Genomic DNA, 15,153 nt, shown 5'->3' with positions numbered 1-15,153 from the left:
GCGATGCTGCCCCTGGTCGCCCTGGTTGGACGGCCCAATGTCGGCAAGTCCACCATCTTCAATGCGCTGACGCGCACCCGTGACGCGCTGGTCCACGACCAGCCCGGCGTCACCCGCGACCGTAACTACGGGGTCTGTCGTCTCGACGAGGAGCGCCCCTTCATCGTCGTCGATACCGGCGGTATCGCCGGCGACGAGGAAGGCCTGGCCGGCGCCACCGCGCGTCAGGCACGCGCTGCCGCTGGCGAAGCCGATCTGGTGTTGTTCGTGGTCGATGGACGCGAAGGCGCTTCTTCGCTCGACGACGAGATCCTGGCCTGGCTGCGCAAGTTGGCGCGGCCGACCGTACTGGTCATCAACAAGATCGACGGCACCGACGAAGACACTGTGCGCTCGGAATTCGCGCGCTATGGCTTCTCCGATGTGGTGGCACTGTCTGCCGCGCATCGGCAGGGCATCGACGAACTACTCGAGGAAGTCGGCGCACGCCTGCCCGAGGAAGGTGCCGGCGAGCTGCTGGATACCGACCCGGCGCGCGTGCGCATCGCCTTCGTGGGCCGCCCGAATGTGGGCAAGTCGACGCTGGTCAATCGCCTGCTCGGCGAAGAGCGCATGATCGCCTCGGAAGTGCCGGGCACCACGCGCGATTCGATCGCGGTGGACATGGACCGCGATGGCCGCCAGTACCGCTTGATCGATACGGCCGGTCTGCGTCGCCGTGGCAAGGTCGAGGAAGCGGTGGAGAAATTCAGCGCGTTCAAGACGCTGCAGGCGATCGAGCAATGCCAGGTCGCGGTGCTGATGCTCGATGCCGGCGAAGGCGTGACCGATCAGGACGCGACCATTCTCGGTGCGATTCTGGATGCCGGTCGTGCACTGGTGGTGGCGATCAACAAGTGGGACGGGCAGAGCGATTATCAGCGGGCGCAGGCCGAAGACCTGCTGTCGCGCAAGCTGGGCTTCGTCAGCTGGGCCGAGGCGGTGCGGATTTCCGCGTTGCACGGCTCGGGCATGCGCGAGCTGTTCCAGGCGATCCATCGCGCGCACGCCTCGGCCACGCACGAATTCAGCACCAGCGAAGTCAACCAGGCGCTGGAAATCGCCTACGAGACCAATCCGCCGCCGAGCATCCGTGGCCATGTTTCCAAGCTGCGTTACGTGCATCCGGGTGGCGCCAATCCGCCGACCTTCATCGTGCACGGCACGCGCCTGAAGGTGCTGCCGGAGTCGTACAAGCGCTATCTGGAAAACTTCTTCCGCAAGCGCTTCAAGCTGGTTGGCACGCCGGTGCGTTTCATCTTCCGCGAAGGTGCCAACCCGTTCGAGGGCAAGAAGAACACGCTCTCCGAGCGTCAGGTCGCGCGCAAGCGGCGTTTGATGCGGCACGTCAAAGGCAAGTAGGCAGGAAGATCACGCCTGGCGAGCTATCGCCAGGTGCAGACCGGTGGTTGCGCCTGTAGTACTGCAGCGTGGTCGGGTCATCGATGATGGTTGCCTCTGTCTGATCACAGCGAGGCTGTTTGCGGGTCGTCGCTCGGGGCCACCGTGGCGCGCTGGTATCCTTCGCGCCATGAACGATTATCCCTCCCGCATTCCCTACGCGCAGGCGCTGCAGATCCTGCGAACCGTTGCGGCCAATAGCCGTCCGCCCGATGAGACCATCGCCACCTCGCGCGCCGATGGGAGGATTTCCGCTGCCGATCTGATTGCTCCGCTGGCCTTGCCGCCGTTCGCCAACAGCGCGATGGATGGCTTTGCGTTGCGGCATGCCGATGTCGCTGGCGGCGATGCGGCGTTGCAACTGGTCGGCGAACAATTCGCTGGCGAACGTTGGACCGGCACGTTGCGTGCGGGTCAGTGCCTGCGCATCACCACGGGCGCACCGCTGCCCGATGGCGCCGATACCGTGATTCCAAAGGAAGATGCCGATGCGCGCGACGGCGTGGTGCGCTTCAGTAGCACGCCTGTATCGGGTGCGGCTGTGCGCCTGGCCGGCAGCGATGTGCGTGCTGGTGATCTGGTAATACAGACCGGCCAGGTGCTGACGCCGGCGCGGATCGGGCTGGCGGCCGCGCTTGGTGTATCGCGGCTTGCGGTGGCGCCACGGCCCACGATTGCGGTGCTGGCCACCGGCGATGAGTTGGTGGAGCCGGGCATGCCGCTGGGGCCGGGGCAGATTTACAACAGCAACCGCGACATGCTGATGGCGCAGTTGCGCGCATTGGGATATGCGCCAACCGCATGGCCGACCTTGCCGGACGATCCGCAGCGCATTCGCACCATGCTGGAAGACGCGGCGGCGGCATTCGATGTGGTGATTACCTGTGGCGGCGTGTCGGCTGGCGAAAAGGACTATCTGCCGCAGCTGATCGGCGAACTCGGCCGCATCCATTTCTGGCGTGTGCGCATGCGCCCGGGCATGCCGGCGGTGCTGGGGCAGATCGGCCGCTGTCTGGTGCTTGGTCTTCCCGGTAATCCGGTCTCGGTGCTGGCGACGTTGATCGCCTACGGCGTGCCGTTGCTGGATGGCTTGCAAGGGCGTAGCGAGCCGCGTCCGGTATGGCATGCGGCGCTGGCGAGCGCTTGGGAAAAACGCCACGAACGCCTGGAGTTTCTGCGTGGGCGATTGCAATGCGGCGAAGACGGACGTCTGACTGCGCTGCCGCATCGTGGCGATGCATCGCATCTGCTGCGCGGTGCCGCCGACAGCAATGCCTTGATCGTGCTGCCGGAGCAGGCGCGGCGCTTCGAGGCAGGCGAGATCGTGCGCGTGATTCCCTATGCGCTTTGATCGCTGGTTGCGTTAGAGACAGATCTCGTCATGCGCTTGCCGTCTGCAGTGCCTGTGTGGGGCGATGCTGCGAGCGTCAACCATATCCACCGGCGCATGTGCAGATCGCCGCTCTCAGCCGATGGCGCTGCCGCAGAACACGGCGTAATCGGCATAACCGGGAAATGCAACGCCGGGCGCGCAGACCGGGCAATGCGGATCGGGTGGCAGGCGGATCTCGCGAAAACGCATCGCCAGCGCGTCGAAGCTGAGCAGGCGGCCGGCCAGGCTGTCGCCAACGCCCAGCAGCAACTTGATTGTTTCGGTGGCTTGCAACAGGCCAATCACCCCGGGCAACACACCGAGCACGCCGGCCTCGGCACAGCTGGGTGCAAATTCCGGCGGCGGCGGTTCGGGGAACAGGCAGCGATAACACGGCGCGTGGCCGCGATTGCGGCCGGCATCGAACACGCTCAACTGCCCTTCGAACTGCTGCACGGCGCCGTAGACCAGCGGCTTGCCGAGCTTGACGCAGGCATCGTTGAGTAGATAACGCGCAGGAAAGTTGTCGGCTCCATCGACCACCACATCCACGTCCTGCAGCAGTGCTTCGACATTGCTGGCGGTGACGCGTGTCTGCAGTGCTTCGACCTGCACGCGCGGATTGAGTGCGGCGATGCGCTGCGCCGCCGAGCTGACCTTCGCAACGCCGACACTGTCTTCGGTGTGCAGGATCTGGCGTTGCAGATTGCTGCGGTCCACCAGATCGTCATCGGCGATACGCAGATGGCCGACGCCAGCGGCGGCTAGATAAAAGGCAGTCGGCGAACCAAGCCCACCCGCGCCGATCAGTAGAACGCGCGAGCGTGCCAGCCGTTGCTGACCGGCGACCCCAACCTGTGGCAGGCGCAGATGGCGCGAATAACGTTCGAGAAAGTCCTGTTCGTCTGCGGGAAGCGTCGGGCGCACCAGCGGCAGGCCGTCGCTCGCCCATGCGGTGGTGCCGCCGATGACCGAAGACACCCGTGTGTAGCCCTGCGCCCGCAACAAATCGGCGGTGTGTGCCGAGCGTTTGCCGCTCTGGCAGATCAACACGATCGCGCGGGTCTGCTCGGGCAAGTGCTGCGCAGGCGCCAGTTCCAGATCGTTTTGCGCAATCGCCAACGCGCCCTCGGCCTGACCGCTGGCACGCTCGTGCAGCTGGCGGATGTCGATCAGCAAGGCGCCTTGCAGCGCAAGCGCGCGGGCGTCGGCGGCGGAGAGATGATGGCTGCTCATGGGCATATTGTCGCGCAAAGTCGAACGCCGGGCAGTGTGGTGCGCGGGCATTGGCATCAGGCTCGGCTTTGCCAGATTGGCGACGCCGGGCAGCTTGCTGCTGTCAGATCGTTGCAGGTGGTATGAAGGGCAGCAGAGCACGCTGAGGCAGCTCCGCAATGCTGGAAAACCGCGACGTCCCTCCAAGTCTGGTTTAGGGTAGCTAAAAAGCTTAGCCAGCAGTCGTCAGGCGGGTACGGACGGCCCCAAGGAGCCGGAAAGTACGGGGCGCACATTCCGGGCACCGAACGCGCCGGCATGTCGGCTGCGCAGTAATTTTATTTGCCGTTCTTGGATCAAGAACTAAAATAATTGAGGTTCGCGCATCAATATTGCGCGAAGTGTGCTTTTTCCATCCACCCACGTGCCAGGATCGGCATGCGATCGACGACTTCGCGGCCGAAGATCACTTCAGACACAAGTCCCATGTTCAGCATATCGATCATGCGACACAAATAAGATTTTCCGCATACCCACCAAGTAAAGTGAGAGTCCACAATTAGCACATGTTCGGCCCGCACTTGCTCGTTCTGCTCTAACTCATCAAGTTCAAGACCGTCCAGCAATGTTTCATACACGCCATCGGCGACACGGCTACCGAAGGTAGTGGTGTAGTAATACTCTTTGATTTCCCATACTGCTATGGGATTGACCGCCGAAGGAAAGGCGCCATCAACGCGGCGGGCCAGAGTGCGTAGCGGGACGCCATTACGAGTGAAGGTTGTCAACTGGCCTGGTGCGTAGTCGCACACCGCGTTGCCAATGGCTTCATACACCAGCATATTGACCAAGCCCGTCAGAAAGGCTGGGGCGGCCATCGCGCCCCTCTGCTTGTTCATTGGGATTGGGCAGCACCTCGGCGGGTTCACGCGTGCATACAATTGGTCAAAGAGTGCCCTGGCTGCAGGGCCGTCCATGAGGTTAGGCTCCACCTCATTGATGAGAGCACAGGCGCGATAGGAGAAGTAGTATTGGAGTCGCGTGCCCAGCTCGGTTGGGCGACCATTGAACAGTACCAGTGACGGATTGAGTCCCAGATTAGCCAGCCCTGCGGCCATCTGTTCAACGGTGTGAACCTTCACTGTGCTGGAACCCCTGGGCGCTCCCCAGACTGCCCTGTTCGTGTATCCCAGTTTTTCTGACAGCGTGCGAACCAGCGCCCAAAAACTCTGCGGCTGCTTCATGAACTCTGGATTTCCCCTCACCGCTCCCCCTTCTCGAATAATGAAATCAAATCATGGAGACTGACGCCCAGGACTACACACAGATCAGCCAACTCAACAAGGTCCAGTCGGCGTTCGCCGCTTTCATACTTGCTTACATAGGATTGCGGCTTGCCCAGGGCGTTTGCCACATCGGTCTGAGTCAGGTCGGATTGATTCCGCAGATCGCGAAGCAGGTGAGCAAGCAGCGCGTGGCGGTCTTGAGCCTTAGTCATTGGTACAACTGTAGAGCGGGCTTGCTATCTATCCCAATTCAGGATATTCTTTGCGCATGAATAGACTGACCCGCTTGTCCATGCCGAACGGCAACTTCAAGGGCCAACTTCTGAAATGGGTGGGCAACAAGCAGCGGTTCGCTGGGGAGTTGATCTCTTACTTCCCCCGCACCTTCAACACCTACCTTGAGCCATTCGTCGGCAGCGGCGCCGTGCTGGGCACGCTCGCGCCCAAGCGCGCCATTGCTGGCGATGTCTTCGGGCCGCTTATCGATATCTGGACGACTCTGAAAGACGATCCGGAACGAGTGATTGCCTGGTATCAGGAACGGCATGATCTTATCGATGAAATGGGCAAGGTCGACGCATATAAATCTGTCTTAGCCTCATATAATCGTGCTGCCAACGGTGCTGATCTGCTGTTTCTTTCACGTACCTGCTATGGTGGCGTTATCCGCTTTCGGAAGTTTGATGGCTTCATGTCCACTCCTTGCGGTCCCCATCGTCCCATGCCGCCCGATAATTTCGCGGCTCGCGCGTACAGTTGGCAACAGCGCATCAAAGGGACGCAGTTTCACCATGCTGATTATCGCGAATTGATGGAGCGCGCTAGACCTGGGGATTTAGTTTACTGTGATCCGCCCTATGTGGACTCGCAGTCGATCCTGTATGGCGCGCAGAGCTTTCGGCTGTCGGATTTGTTTGACGCCATCGCGGCGTGCAAGCGGCGCGAGGTCTATGTGGCCTTGAGCATCGACGGTACGAAAAAGTCAGGGAATAACATCGTGCGAATTGAGCCGCCCGCTGGCCTGTTTGAGCGCGAAGCGCTGGTGAACTGCGGCCGATCCATGCTGCGCAGGTTTCAGATGGACGGCCGAACGCTTGAGTCCGAATTGGTGGCAGACCGTCTACTACTGACCTACTGATTTGTTAGCAACCTAGTGGCCTGTGTTGCCAGAGTGGTGGGCTGGCGTGTTGGCGATTTCCCTCACGAGTTTGTGTGCTTTGCGGCTCACGATTTGGAGTTTCCCAAATGGACTGCAGGAGATGTCAAACGTCTGCCTCCAAGGCAGAGCCGGGAGAGTTCTCACAATTTCAAAGCCATTTGCGTTGCGTGATCGTCAGCAATCCGTAGAAGGTTGTGGCGCATCACACATGCCGGGTGAGACGTCAAAAATGCTCCGGATCATTGCGCTGCGATGCCGCATTGCCACGCATGCACGCGGCGCCCTGGAGGCCGGTATCCTAGCCATGTCATCCATTGGTCGGACGTCGCCTCGCCCATGATCAGCTACGCCCATGCCCTTGCCCTGGTCCATCAGCAAGTCGCCGTGCTTGCCAGCGAGTGGGTGGACAGTGCCGATGCCGAAGGGCGTGTGCTTGCGCAGCCATTGTCGAGCCCGGCCGAACTGCCGGCCTTCGATAACAGCGCGATGGATGGATTTGCCTTGGCCACTGCCGGCTGCGGCGCGCTAGCCGGCAGCACGCATGTGGTCGGCGGCGCCATTGCAGCAGGCGAAGATGCCTTCAGCGCTGCGGCGGGTACGGCGTGGGAGGTGATGACGGGTGCCGGCTTGCCGCTGGGCGCCGATACGGTGGTGCCGATCGAGCACGTGGACATTCTGGAGCATACGCAGACACGGCCCAGTCGCATCGTATTGCGTGCGGATGTGCGCGCAGGGCAGCACATCCGTCGTCGTGGCGAGGATGTGGCGTTGCACGATCGCGTAATCGAGGCCGGCACGGTGCTGCGCGGCGCGCATGTGATGTTGCTTGCGGGAGTGGGATGCGAACGGGTACAGGTGGTGCGACGCCCGCGCGTGGCGTTGATCGCCACCGGGCGCGAGTTGGTCGGCGATGCCGCGCAGCCGTTGCTGCCAGGCCAGATCCGCGACGGCACCAGCAGTTACCTGCGCAGCCAGTTGCAGGCTGCCGGCGCAGAGCTGGTGTGGCAGGGCCAGGTAGGCGATGACGATGCCGCGTTCGATGCGGCACTCATGCGGGCGCGTCAGGCCGGCGCCGATCTGATTCTCAGCACCGGTGCGGTGTCGCGTGGTCGCTACGACTTCGTGCCGGATGCGTTGGCGCGGCATGCGGCGGCGTTGCTGTTTCACAAGGTCGCGGTGCGGCCCGGCAAGCCGGTGCTGTTGGCGCGGTTTGCCGATGGTGTCTTGTACCTCGGTTTGCCGGGCAATCCGATGGCCAGTGCTGCGGGGTTGCGTTTTTTCGCGGAGCCGGCGTTGCGCGGAATGCTCGGCATGCCGGCCGAACGCGGCCTGCGCGTGGCGCTGGACACTCCGCTGGATGCTCGGCCGCTGTGGCGCCAGCATCTGCGTGCGCGTCTATGTTGCAGCGAGGCAGGCGTGCTTGCGGTGCAGGTGTTGCCGCAGCAAGAATCGTTCCGCGTGGCGCCATTGCTGCAGGCCAATGTGTGGGCGGTGGTGGAGCCACAGGACGATGCGGCCGTGCCGATCACGATGGCCGAGGTGTTCGGTTTGGGCCATCTGCAGCCTGCCGCGCCGGTCTTGATGCCGTGATCGCTGCCACGCACCGCACTGCATGGGCGTGCGCCGTATGAGCGCCGCACCCCCATGGACAGGCGTGGTGCTGGCCGGTGGCCGCTCCTCGCGCATGGGCCAGGACAAGGCGTTGCTGTCATGGCGTGGACGTCCGCTGCTCGAGCACATGCAGGCGGTGCTGCGCGAGGCTGGCGCGCACGCCGTATTGATCAGCGGTGCGCGTGCCGGTTACGCCGGTATCGCCGACACGCAACCCGATCTTGGCCCTCTGGGTGGCCTGGTCAGCGTGATCGAGCGTGTCAGCGATACGACGACCCTGGTGGTGGTGCCTGTCGACATGCCGCTGCTGTCCAGGTCATTGCTGGACCGTTTGCTGGCGCCATCAGCGCAGCGCTGCGTCGCGTTCGAGGACGAGATGTTGCCGATGCGTCTGTGCGTGGATGGCGCCGTGCGCGGCGCGCTGTCCCTATTGATGGACGGTGATGCTTCGTCGCGTTCGTTGCGCGCCCTGCAGCGCTCGTTGCAGTGTCATCGCGTGGCTGTCACCGCCAGCGAACGCGCTGCGTTCGTCAATTGCAATACGCCCGAGCAGTGGAGTCAGCTCATCCATGAAAATCCAGCTTGAAGGTCAGCATGTGCGGTTCCGCATCGACGAGGCCGAACTGGCCGAGTTGCTCGCCGGCCGCCGCGTCGAGAATCTCAGCCGCTTGCCGAGTGGGCAGGGTGCGCGCCTGGTGCGCCACAGCGTCAGCCTCACCGGCGGGCACGCCGCCTGCAATTGCGCCAACGATCATTGGCAGTTGTCGGTACCGCGCGATGCGTTGGAAGCGCATGCGCGACAGTTGCCGAGCCGTGACGGCTTGAGTTTCAGTTTCGACGCAGGTGCCGGGCATGCCGAACCCACGGTGCTGCACGTGAGCTTCGATATCGATGTGCGCGACAGTGCGCGCAAGCGATTTCCGAAGGCATGATTTCCGAGCGTGCGATCGGGCCAATGCGTGCGCGTGGCTTACGCGGCAGTCTGGGTTGCTGCTGCAACGCCTGGTACACGGTCGCAGGCCAGGCCACGCTCGCGTAGCGCAGCTTCAATTGCAACAGCATCGGCATCGTCGTAGCCGGCACCGCTACGCAATGCCACCACGTGCAGGCCGTCGTTGGCCAGTTCGAGAAGGAGTTGGTGTTGGGCGTTGGCCGATTGCGGCAACACGCGGCGGGAGGCATCGCGTCGTGCCAGTTCGAGCACGGCGTCGGGGATATCACTGTCGATCAGCAGCACGTCGGCCAGATTCATCGCACGCAGCGCCTTCAAGGTCAGCAGCCCGGGATCGCCCGGGCCGGTGCCGACCAGTTGCACGCTGCCACGTGCCGGCACCGCGCCGGCATCGTCCAGTGCCGCGGTGAACGCGGTTTCGGCGGCGTCATCGTTGCCAGCCTGCAGCAGCAACGGCACCTCGCCATCGATGACGCGATCGAACCAGCGCCGGCGCCGATTCATGTCGGGGAACTGGCTGCGGATGCGTTCGCGGTGGCGTGCGAACAGTCCGGCGAAGCGGCCGACCGAGGCATCCAGTTCACGCTCCAGCCGTTCGCGCAGGCGGCGTGCCAGCATTGGTGCGGCGCCTGCCGAGGAAATGGCGATGACCAGCGGGTCGCGGTCCACGATCGCCGGCACTTGATAGGTCGAGAGCTCCGCGTCGTCCACCACATTGACCAGGCGCTGACGCGCGCCGGCAGCGGCGGCGACACGGTGATTCAAATCGCCGTCGTCGGTGGCGGCGACCACCAGCCAGACGTCATCGATCCAGGCAGGATCGAACTCGCCGCCCAGTTGCTCGAAGCGGCCGGCCTGCATCAACACGGCAAGCTCCGGCGACAGCGCGTGTGCGTACAGCCGGATATGCGCACCGGCCTTGAGCAGCGCCAGCACCTTGCGCGTGGCGACCTCGCCACCGCCGATGACCAGCACGGCACGGGCTTGCAGGTTTGCGAACAGCGGAAACAACGGCATCAGACGGACTCCGAAAAGATGGCTCGCACCGGCGGCATGGTGCATGGCTCCCTCAGGCCACGTCCACACGCGTGACCGCCGCCACTGCGTGGTTTGTTGATCAACGATACCGAAAGGCAGATCGGCGAACTGTGCCGTGCCTTGGCGCGCGACGATATGGCCGCGGTCGGTGGGTTGGCACATGCGCTGCAGTGCCGGCGAGCGGACGTGGTGGAGATCGATGCGGGCTGGACCGATGCACACGGCGAGCAGGGCAGGAGTGCAATATTTGCACGGCGAGCGCAGCTGTTTTTTCCGCATGTGCCGGCCGTGCACCGGATTGCTTGAGTTTGCGAGTTGGCACGATTGTTGCGTTACCTCAATCACCAATGGCGTAACCGAAGCATCGAGAGGAGGCACAGTGGAAGACGTACAGAACGTTACTCGTAGCCGGCGCGGCTTTGCCGCATTGGATCCTGAAAAGCGCCGCGTGTTGGCCAGTAGCGGCGGCAAGGCAGCGCACGCCAGCGGCAATGCGCATGAATTCACCAGCGACGAAGCACGTGAGGCAGGTCGCAAGGGCGGCCAGGCAGTGAGCCGCGACCGCGATCACATGTCGCGTATCGGCAGCAAGGGAGGCCGCTCCAAGCAGGCCAAGCCGCAGGAAGAATCCGCGTAAAGCACGCAATCGGCACGCCACTGGCGTGTGGCTCTTTAGCGCGCTGATACACGGCTGATACACGAGGGAGGGGCACGCCCCCGCACCGCTACGGGGCGGGGGCGTGTCGTTATGAACGCCATGTTTGTACGGTTCGATGACGCCGGTGCAGGCAATCGATTTCATGGCACGTGTGGCAATTTCTGAATGGATGCACAGCTGGCGCGAGATGGCCGCCGACAGTCCGATGCGCAACGCATTCCCGGCCGGTCGGAAATTTTTGCATTCACTCCCAGGCATTGAGATCGATTGCAGGGAAAATTTTCACTCTTGTCATGTATGCCGGCACGGTGTCGGCAAGATATGTACGCATCGGTCCATCGCAGACATCGTTGATCGACCCCCTGACGTGCTACCTCGCGCATTCGGATCGTCCGCCAAGCATTTGCGTTCGGTAAGGCGCTGCCAGTCTGCCCAACAAACCTTGGAAATTTTCCAGCTCCGACGAGATCATCGACGGTGCGATGACCCGTTGTGGGTTCGAACACCGGGCGATCGCCACCTGCACGACATTGCTCGCTGCCGGAAGGACGGTGGGCGATAGCGAAACGTCGTGCGTGTGCGAGCTGCTGCTGCCGCAGGAACAGGCGATGGCCGACTGTCGCTGAAGCATGTTCACGCATTGAGCGAAAATTTCTGGTGCGCGATGCGATCCCGGGCGTCACCGCAAACACGTGATCGGCTGACACAGGCTGGGTCGGCAAACTCGGCATCTCCAATCGGCTTGGCACTGCGGGGCCTTGCGATGTCTGCGCCATGTCCGGGCAAGCGTCAGTGTCGGGTGCGCACATGCTGCGTGGGGCTGACGCGCTGCTGCGTTGGGTTTACTCTTTCCGGTCTTCTGGCAGACGGTTGCTCACGATGACAGCGCACCTGACTTATCCGATCGGCACACCCGGACGTGCGTGGGGCGAGCAGGAACGCGCCGCATGGTGCGCGCGTCAACTGCAACAGCGCAGCTATGCAAGCGATGTCCTGCAGCCGATCGATGCACTGGATGCACGCTACACACGCGTGCGCTACGGCACGATCGGCCAGGCGCCCGAGCAATACCCACTGATGGCACTGCGCAGTGCCAACTGGGATCCATCGCTGCCCTGCGCACTGGTCACCGGCGGCGTGCACGGTTATGAAACCAGCGGGGTCCACGGTGCATTGCAGTTCCTGCAGCAACGCGCAGCGGACTATGCCGGCCGGATCAATCTACTGGTGGTGCCCTGCGTCAATCCGTGGGGGTATGAGCGTATCCAGCGCTGGAATGCCGAGGCGATCGACCCTAACCGTGCATTCCGCGACAACAGCCAGGCCGCGGAGTCGGCCGCGCTGATGCAGTTGGTCGCCGCAACCACCGGGCAGATGTTGGTACATATCGATCTGCATGAAACCACCGATAGCGACGAAAGCGAATTCCGGCCCGCGCTGGCGGCACGCGACGGGCTTGCCTTCGAGCCGGGCAGCATTCCCGACGGTTTCTATCTGGTTGGCGACAGCGAGGACCCGCAGCCGGCATTTCAGCAGGCGGTGATCGCGGCGGTCGCAGAGGTCACCCATATCGCGCCGGCCGATGCGCAGGGGCAGATCATCGGCGCGTCGGTCGTCGGCCACGGCGTCATCAACTATCCGGTGCGCCGCCTTGGCCTGTGCGCCGGGGTCACCGATGCGCGCTACCGCACCACCACCGAGGTGTATCCGGACAGCCCGCGCGCGACGCCTGCGCAATGCAATGCAGCCCAGGTGGCGGCGATCTGCGCAGCGCTGGACCATGCGCTGGCGCACAACTGAAGGGCAGGGTGGCAGCGTGCTGCCCGGCTCACTTGCTTGGAGAACGCGATGACGCAGGACACAGGCTGGCACGGCGGGATCTGGCTCAACCGGCCGAAAACGCTGCAGATCAGTGGCGACACGCTGGATGTGGTGACCGAGCAGGCAACCGATTTCTGGCGCGAGACGCATTACGGTTTTACCCGCGACAGTGGCCATTTTCTCGGCATGCAGGCACCCTGCCGCTTCACTGCGCAATTGCGGGTGCGTGCGCACTACGAATCGCTTTACGACCAGGCCGGCATCATGGTGCGCGTGGACGCGCAGCATTGGCTCAAGGCCGGTATCGAACTCAGCGATGGTCGCGCCATGCTCAGCAGTGTGTTGAGCAACCCGCTGTCGGATTGGTCAACAGGCCCATACGAGGCCGACCCTGAGGATTTCTGGATGCGTGCGACCGTTGCCGACGGGGCGCTGCGCCTGCAGGTATCTGCCGATGGACACAGCTGGCCGCTGGTCAGGCTGTGCCCGTTTCCGGTGGCAAGCGGCTACCTTGTCGGCCCGATGTGTTGCACACCTGAGCGCGCCGGCCTGAAGGTGGGCTTCTCGGAGTGGGCATTGACTGCACCGCTCGGCAAGGATCTGCACGATCTGAGTTGAGTGCGCGTTTGCCGCTTACTGAAAGAAGCTGTGCGCTCTGTGCCGGTAGCCTATCGCGCCAGCACCCGACGGCGCGGGCGCGGCTGTCCCCACGCCGTCAGCCGCACATCACGGCAGGCATTTGCGGCGTGCCGCATCGCGCACGTAGTCCGCAATCAGGTGGGCTTCCATCGGTTTGGAGAGCAGATAGCCTTGCGCCTCGTCGCATCCCCAACTGCGCAGCAACGCGATCTCGTCGGCATGTTCGATGCCTTCGGCCACGGTGCGGTACCCCAGTGCACTGGCCAGGCGTACCACCGCTTCTGCACGCACCTGCATGCCCGCCTTGTTGCCGATACCGGTGACCAGCGAGCGATCCAGTTTGAGCACGTTGACCGGCAACTCGGTGAGATAGCCGAAGTTGCTGTAGCCGGTACCGAAATCGTCGATGGCCACGCTCACTCCGGCATCGCGCAAGGCGCGCAGCCGTGGCACTGCCTCGACATTGCTACGCAACCAGCGGCCTTCGGTGATTTCCAGTTCGATCCGGGTGGTCGGAATCGCCAGCGTATTGCAGCGATTGATCACGTCCGCAGCGAGATTGAGGTTGCCGAAATCGCGCGACGACAGATTGATGGACAAGCAGACATCAAGCCCCTGTGCGCGCCATTGCGCCAACTGCACCAATGCGCTTTCGATCACCCAATTGGTGACGGTACACATGAGCGCGGTCTTTTCGAACAACGGGATGAATTCGTCCGGGCCGATCGGGCCCAGCATGACGTGATGCCAGCGCAGCAGGGCTTCAAACCCTGTGACCGACAGATCCTCCAGGTTGATGCGCGGCTGGTAGACCAGGCGGAAATCGCCTGCTTTCAATGCCTTCTCGGCGTCCTGCGCCAGCCGGTAGGAGCGTTGAATGGCATCGTCGTGGGAGGCGTCGTACCAGCACACGATGGCGTGGTGATTGATTGCATCGCCTAATGCAACCAATCCCTTGCGCATCACATCGTTGGTGTCTGGTAGCTGCGGTGCGAAGCGCACGACGCCGGCATGGAAGGTCAGCGACATCGGGACACCGGCGGCATCCACCGGCAGCTGCAACATGTCGCGCAGATCGAGCAACAGGTCTTCCATCTCGTCGGGTGCCGAATTCAGCAGGAAAAATGCAAACCGCATCGAAGCCACGTGGTACACGGTGGCCTTGCCGCGCAAGGCGCGCGTCAACACGTAGCCGGCATGACGAATCAGCTCTTCCAGCGGCTGCATGCCCAGCGCCTGATGCGCCTCGTTGGCAGCCTGGTTGTCGTAGACCTCGATAAAGGCGGCAATCGTCGGCAGGCAGTGGCTACCGAAGGCCAGTGCGTCCAGGTCCGATTGCAACTGCCGGGCATTGAGCAGCCCGCTGTGCGGTTCACGGCGGCCGGCGCCAAACTGCAGTTCGAGTTGCGCCGCTGCCACGTTGGCAAACATCAGCAGCTGTTGATGCTCCTGACTGGCCAGGCGACGCTCGCGCGTATCGATCACGCACAACGTGCCGGACACGCCGGTTTGTGGCGTGCCGACCGGCACGCAGGCAATGAACCGTGCCGGCAAGCCGGGAAATGCCGCATCGCCCAGTTGAATCGGTTCCAGCGCTGCACCCTCTATCAACTCGGACACGCCATTGCTCGCGGCAGGAACCTGTTGGCACAGCGCAATTGCCTGTTGCACATGCTCGGTGCTGATGCCTCGTGCCGCCAGCACACGCAACCGACCGCCTTCGGTAATGGTCAATGCCGCCGCAGGCGCCACCAACGCGTGGCAGAGCAGACGTGCGATCTGCTCCAGCGGCTCCATTCCGCCGAGATCGATCGGCACTCCCGACCAGTCGAATTGACGGCCCTGTGTTTTGTCGTCCAGCACAAGCGTCATGTCGTCAGGTTCCGTGTTGAGGATCACATACCACATGGCCACTAGAAACAAACCGAGGTCATCGATAAGTGATGAGCGTCAAAAACACAA

Annotated in this window: 14 protein-coding genes, 1 other RNA gene and 1 pseudogene; 10 read left to right on the top strand and 6 right to left on the bottom strand. The window is 63.0% G+C overall.

Annotated features, from left to right (window positions below; translation table 11 throughout):
- Window positions 1-3 precede the first annotated feature (3 nt).
- Both der and glp read left to right on the top strand, forming a co-directional pair.
- Window positions 4-1,401: a ribosome biogenesis GTPase Der gene (der, locus tag GGR61_RS19020; protein WP_184408513.1), complete on the top strand. Its 1,398-nt coding sequence runs from the start codon at window positions 4-6 to the stop codon at window positions 1,399-1,401.
- 169 nt (window positions 1,402-1,570) lie between these two features.
- Window positions 1,571-2,791 (top strand): gephyrin-like molybdotransferase Glp, encoded by a 1,221-nt coding sequence (gene glp, locus GGR61_RS19015; RefSeq protein WP_184623335.1) that lies wholly within the window; start codon window positions 1,571-1,573, stop codon window positions 2,789-2,791.
- A gap of 114 nt (window positions 2,792-2,905) precedes the next feature.
- Here the strand turns inward: glp and moeB are convergent, their stop codons facing one another.
- From moeB to GGR61_RS18995, 4 genes are all read right to left on the bottom strand, one after another.
- Complete coding sequence (gene moeB, locus GGR61_RS19010) at window positions 2,906-4,105, bottom strand: molybdopterin-synthase adenylyltransferase MoeB (protein WP_184623333.1); 1,200 nt, start codon at window positions 4,103-4,105, stop codon at window positions 2,906-2,908.
- A 143-nt stretch (window positions 4,106-4,248) separates the two neighbouring features.
- Window positions 4,249-4,323, bottom strand: a non-coding RNA gene (locus GGR61_RS19005) — sX9 sRNA.
- A 90-nt stretch (window positions 4,324-4,413) separates the two neighbouring features.
- Window positions 4,414-5,271, bottom strand: coding sequence for a hypothetical protein (locus GGR61_RS19000; protein WP_221237458.1), 858 nt, complete (start codon window positions 5,269-5,271; stop codon window positions 4,414-4,416).
- A 17-nt stretch (window positions 5,272-5,288) separates the two neighbouring features.
- Complete coding sequence (locus GGR61_RS18995; protein ID WP_184623329.1) at window positions 5,289-5,525, bottom strand: helix-turn-helix transcriptional regulator; 237 nt, start codon at window positions 5,523-5,525, stop codon at window positions 5,289-5,291.
- Between the two features lie 56 nt (window positions 5,526-5,581).
- Here GGR61_RS18995 and GGR61_RS18990 point away from each other — a divergent pair, with 56 nt between their 5' ends.
- The 4 genes from GGR61_RS18990 (at window position 5,582) to GGR61_RS18975 (ending at window position 9,015) form a co-directional block, all read left to right on the top strand.
- Window positions 5,582-6,451 carry a Dam family site-specific DNA-(adenine-N6)-methyltransferase gene (locus GGR61_RS18990; RefSeq protein ID WP_184623327.1) on the top strand — a complete coding sequence of 290 codons (870 nt, stop codon included), beginning with the start codon at window positions 5,582-5,584 and terminating at the stop codon, window positions 6,449-6,451.
- Window positions 6,452-6,808: 357 nt separating this feature from the next.
- Window positions 6,809-8,062, top strand: coding sequence for a molybdopterin molybdotransferase MoeA (locus GGR61_RS18985; RefSeq protein WP_184623325.1), 1,254 nt, complete (start codon window positions 6,809-6,811; stop codon window positions 8,060-8,062).
- A 37-nt stretch (window positions 8,063-8,099) separates the two neighbouring features.
- Window positions 8,100-8,669 (top strand): molybdenum cofactor guanylyltransferase, encoded by a 570-nt coding sequence (locus GGR61_RS18980; protein WP_184623323.1) that lies wholly within the window; start codon window positions 8,100-8,102, stop codon window positions 8,667-8,669.
- A complete protein-coding gene (locus tag GGR61_RS18975) occupies window positions 8,653-9,015 on the top strand; it encodes a hypothetical protein (RefSeq protein ID WP_184408507.1) in 363 nt (120 codons plus the stop codon). Before GGR61_RS18980 ends, GGR61_RS18975 begins: the two co-directional genes overlap by 17 nt.
- A 38-nt stretch (window positions 9,016-9,053) precedes the next feature.
- On the opposite strand, the gene GGR61_RS18970 is transcribed toward GGR61_RS18975, so the two are convergent.
- Window positions 9,054-10,052 carry an NAD(P)-dependent oxidoreductase gene (locus tag GGR61_RS18970; RefSeq protein ID WP_184623321.1) on the bottom strand — a complete coding sequence of 333 codons (999 nt, stop codon included), beginning with the start codon at window positions 10,050-10,052 and terminating at the stop codon, window positions 9,054-9,056.
- Between the two features lie 84 nt (window positions 10,053-10,136).
- Here GGR61_RS18970 and GGR61_RS21410 point away from each other — a divergent pair.
- The 4 genes and pseudogenes from GGR61_RS21410 to GGR61_RS18945 form a co-directional block, all read left to right on the top strand.
- A pseudogene (locus tag GGR61_RS21410) lies at window positions 10,137-10,274 on the top strand (response regulator); the annotation flags it as partial.
- Window positions 10,275-10,452: 178 nt separating this feature from the next.
- On the top strand, window positions 10,453-10,710 hold the full coding sequence (locus tag GGR61_RS18960) for a KGG domain-containing protein (protein ID WP_184408504.1): 258 nt from the start codon (window positions 10,453-10,455) through the stop codon (window positions 10,708-10,710).
- A 900-nt stretch (window positions 10,711-11,610) separates the two neighbouring features.
- On the top strand, window positions 11,611-12,531 hold the full coding sequence (locus GGR61_RS18950) for a M14 family metallocarboxypeptidase (RefSeq protein ID WP_184623315.1): 921 nt from the start codon (window positions 11,611-11,613) through the stop codon (window positions 12,529-12,531).
- Between the two features lie 48 nt (window positions 12,532-12,579).
- Complete coding sequence (locus tag GGR61_RS18945; RefSeq protein ID WP_184623313.1) at window positions 12,580-13,170, top strand: DUF1349 domain-containing protein; 591 nt, start codon at window positions 12,580-12,582, stop codon at window positions 13,168-13,170.
- A 108-nt stretch (window positions 13,171-13,278) separates the two neighbouring features.
- On the opposite strand, the gene GGR61_RS18940 is transcribed toward GGR61_RS18945, so the two are convergent.
- Window positions 13,279-15,090: a GGDEF domain-containing phosphodiesterase gene (locus GGR61_RS18940; RefSeq protein ID WP_184623351.1), complete on the bottom strand. Its 1,812-nt coding sequence runs from the start codon at window positions 15,088-15,090 to the stop codon at window positions 13,279-13,281.
- Window positions 15,091-15,153 lie beyond the last annotated feature (63 nt).

The sequence above is a fragment of the Xanthomonas sp. 3058 genome, from assembly GCF_014199765.1.
Taxonomy (GTDB): domain Bacteria; phylum Pseudomonadota; class Gammaproteobacteria; order Xanthomonadales; family Xanthomonadaceae; genus Xanthomonas; species Xanthomonas campestris_B.
The sequence above is the reverse complement of the archived record's forward strand: the minus strand, read 5'-3'. Positions and strand labels throughout refer to the sequence as shown.

What these genes read in the sequence shown, in the direction of transcription:
- der (WP_184408513.1), top strand. Translation starts at nt 4, where the DNA reads ATGCTGCCCCTGGTCGCCCTGGTTGGACGGCCCAATGTCGGCAAGTCC.
- glp (WP_184623335.1), top strand. Translation starts at nt 1,571, where the DNA reads ATGAACGATTATCCCTCCCGCATTCCCTACGCGCAGGCGCTGCAGATC.
- moeB (WP_184623333.1), bottom strand. Translation starts at nt 4,105, where the DNA reads ATGCCAATGCCCGCGCACCACACTGCCCGGCGTTCGACTTTGCGCGAC.
- GGR61_RS19000 (WP_221237458.1), bottom strand. Translation starts at nt 5,271, where the DNA reads ATGAAGCAGCCGCAGAGTTTTTGGGCGCTGGTTCGCACGCTGTCAGAA.
- GGR61_RS18995 (WP_184623329.1), bottom strand. Translation starts at nt 5,525, where the DNA reads ATGACTAAGGCTCAAGACCGCCACGCGCTGCTTGCTCACCTGCTTCGC.
- GGR61_RS18990 (WP_184623327.1), top strand. Translation starts at nt 5,582, where the DNA reads ATGAATAGACTGACCCGCTTGTCCATGCCGAACGGCAACTTCAAGGGC.
- GGR61_RS18985 (WP_184623325.1), top strand. Translation starts at nt 6,809, where the DNA reads ATGATCAGCTACGCCCATGCCCTTGCCCTGGTCCATCAGCAAGTCGCC.
- GGR61_RS18980 (WP_184623323.1), top strand. Translation starts at nt 8,100, where the DNA reads ATGAGCGCCGCACCCCCATGGACAGGCGTGGTGCTGGCCGGTGGCCGC.
- GGR61_RS18975 (WP_184408507.1), top strand. Translation starts at nt 8,653, where the DNA reads ATGAAAATCCAGCTTGAAGGTCAGCATGTGCGGTTCCGCATCGACGAG.
- GGR61_RS18970 (WP_184623321.1), bottom strand. Translation starts at nt 10,052, where the DNA reads ATGCCGTTGTTTCCGCTGTTCGCAAACCTGCAAGCCCGTGCCGTGCTG.
- GGR61_RS18950 (WP_184623315.1), top strand. Translation starts at nt 11,611, where the DNA reads ATGACAGCGCACCTGACTTATCCGATCGGCACACCCGGACGTGCGTGG.
- GGR61_RS18945 (WP_184623313.1), top strand. Translation starts at nt 12,580, where the DNA reads ATGACGCAGGACACAGGCTGGCACGGCGGGATCTGGCTCAACCGGCCG.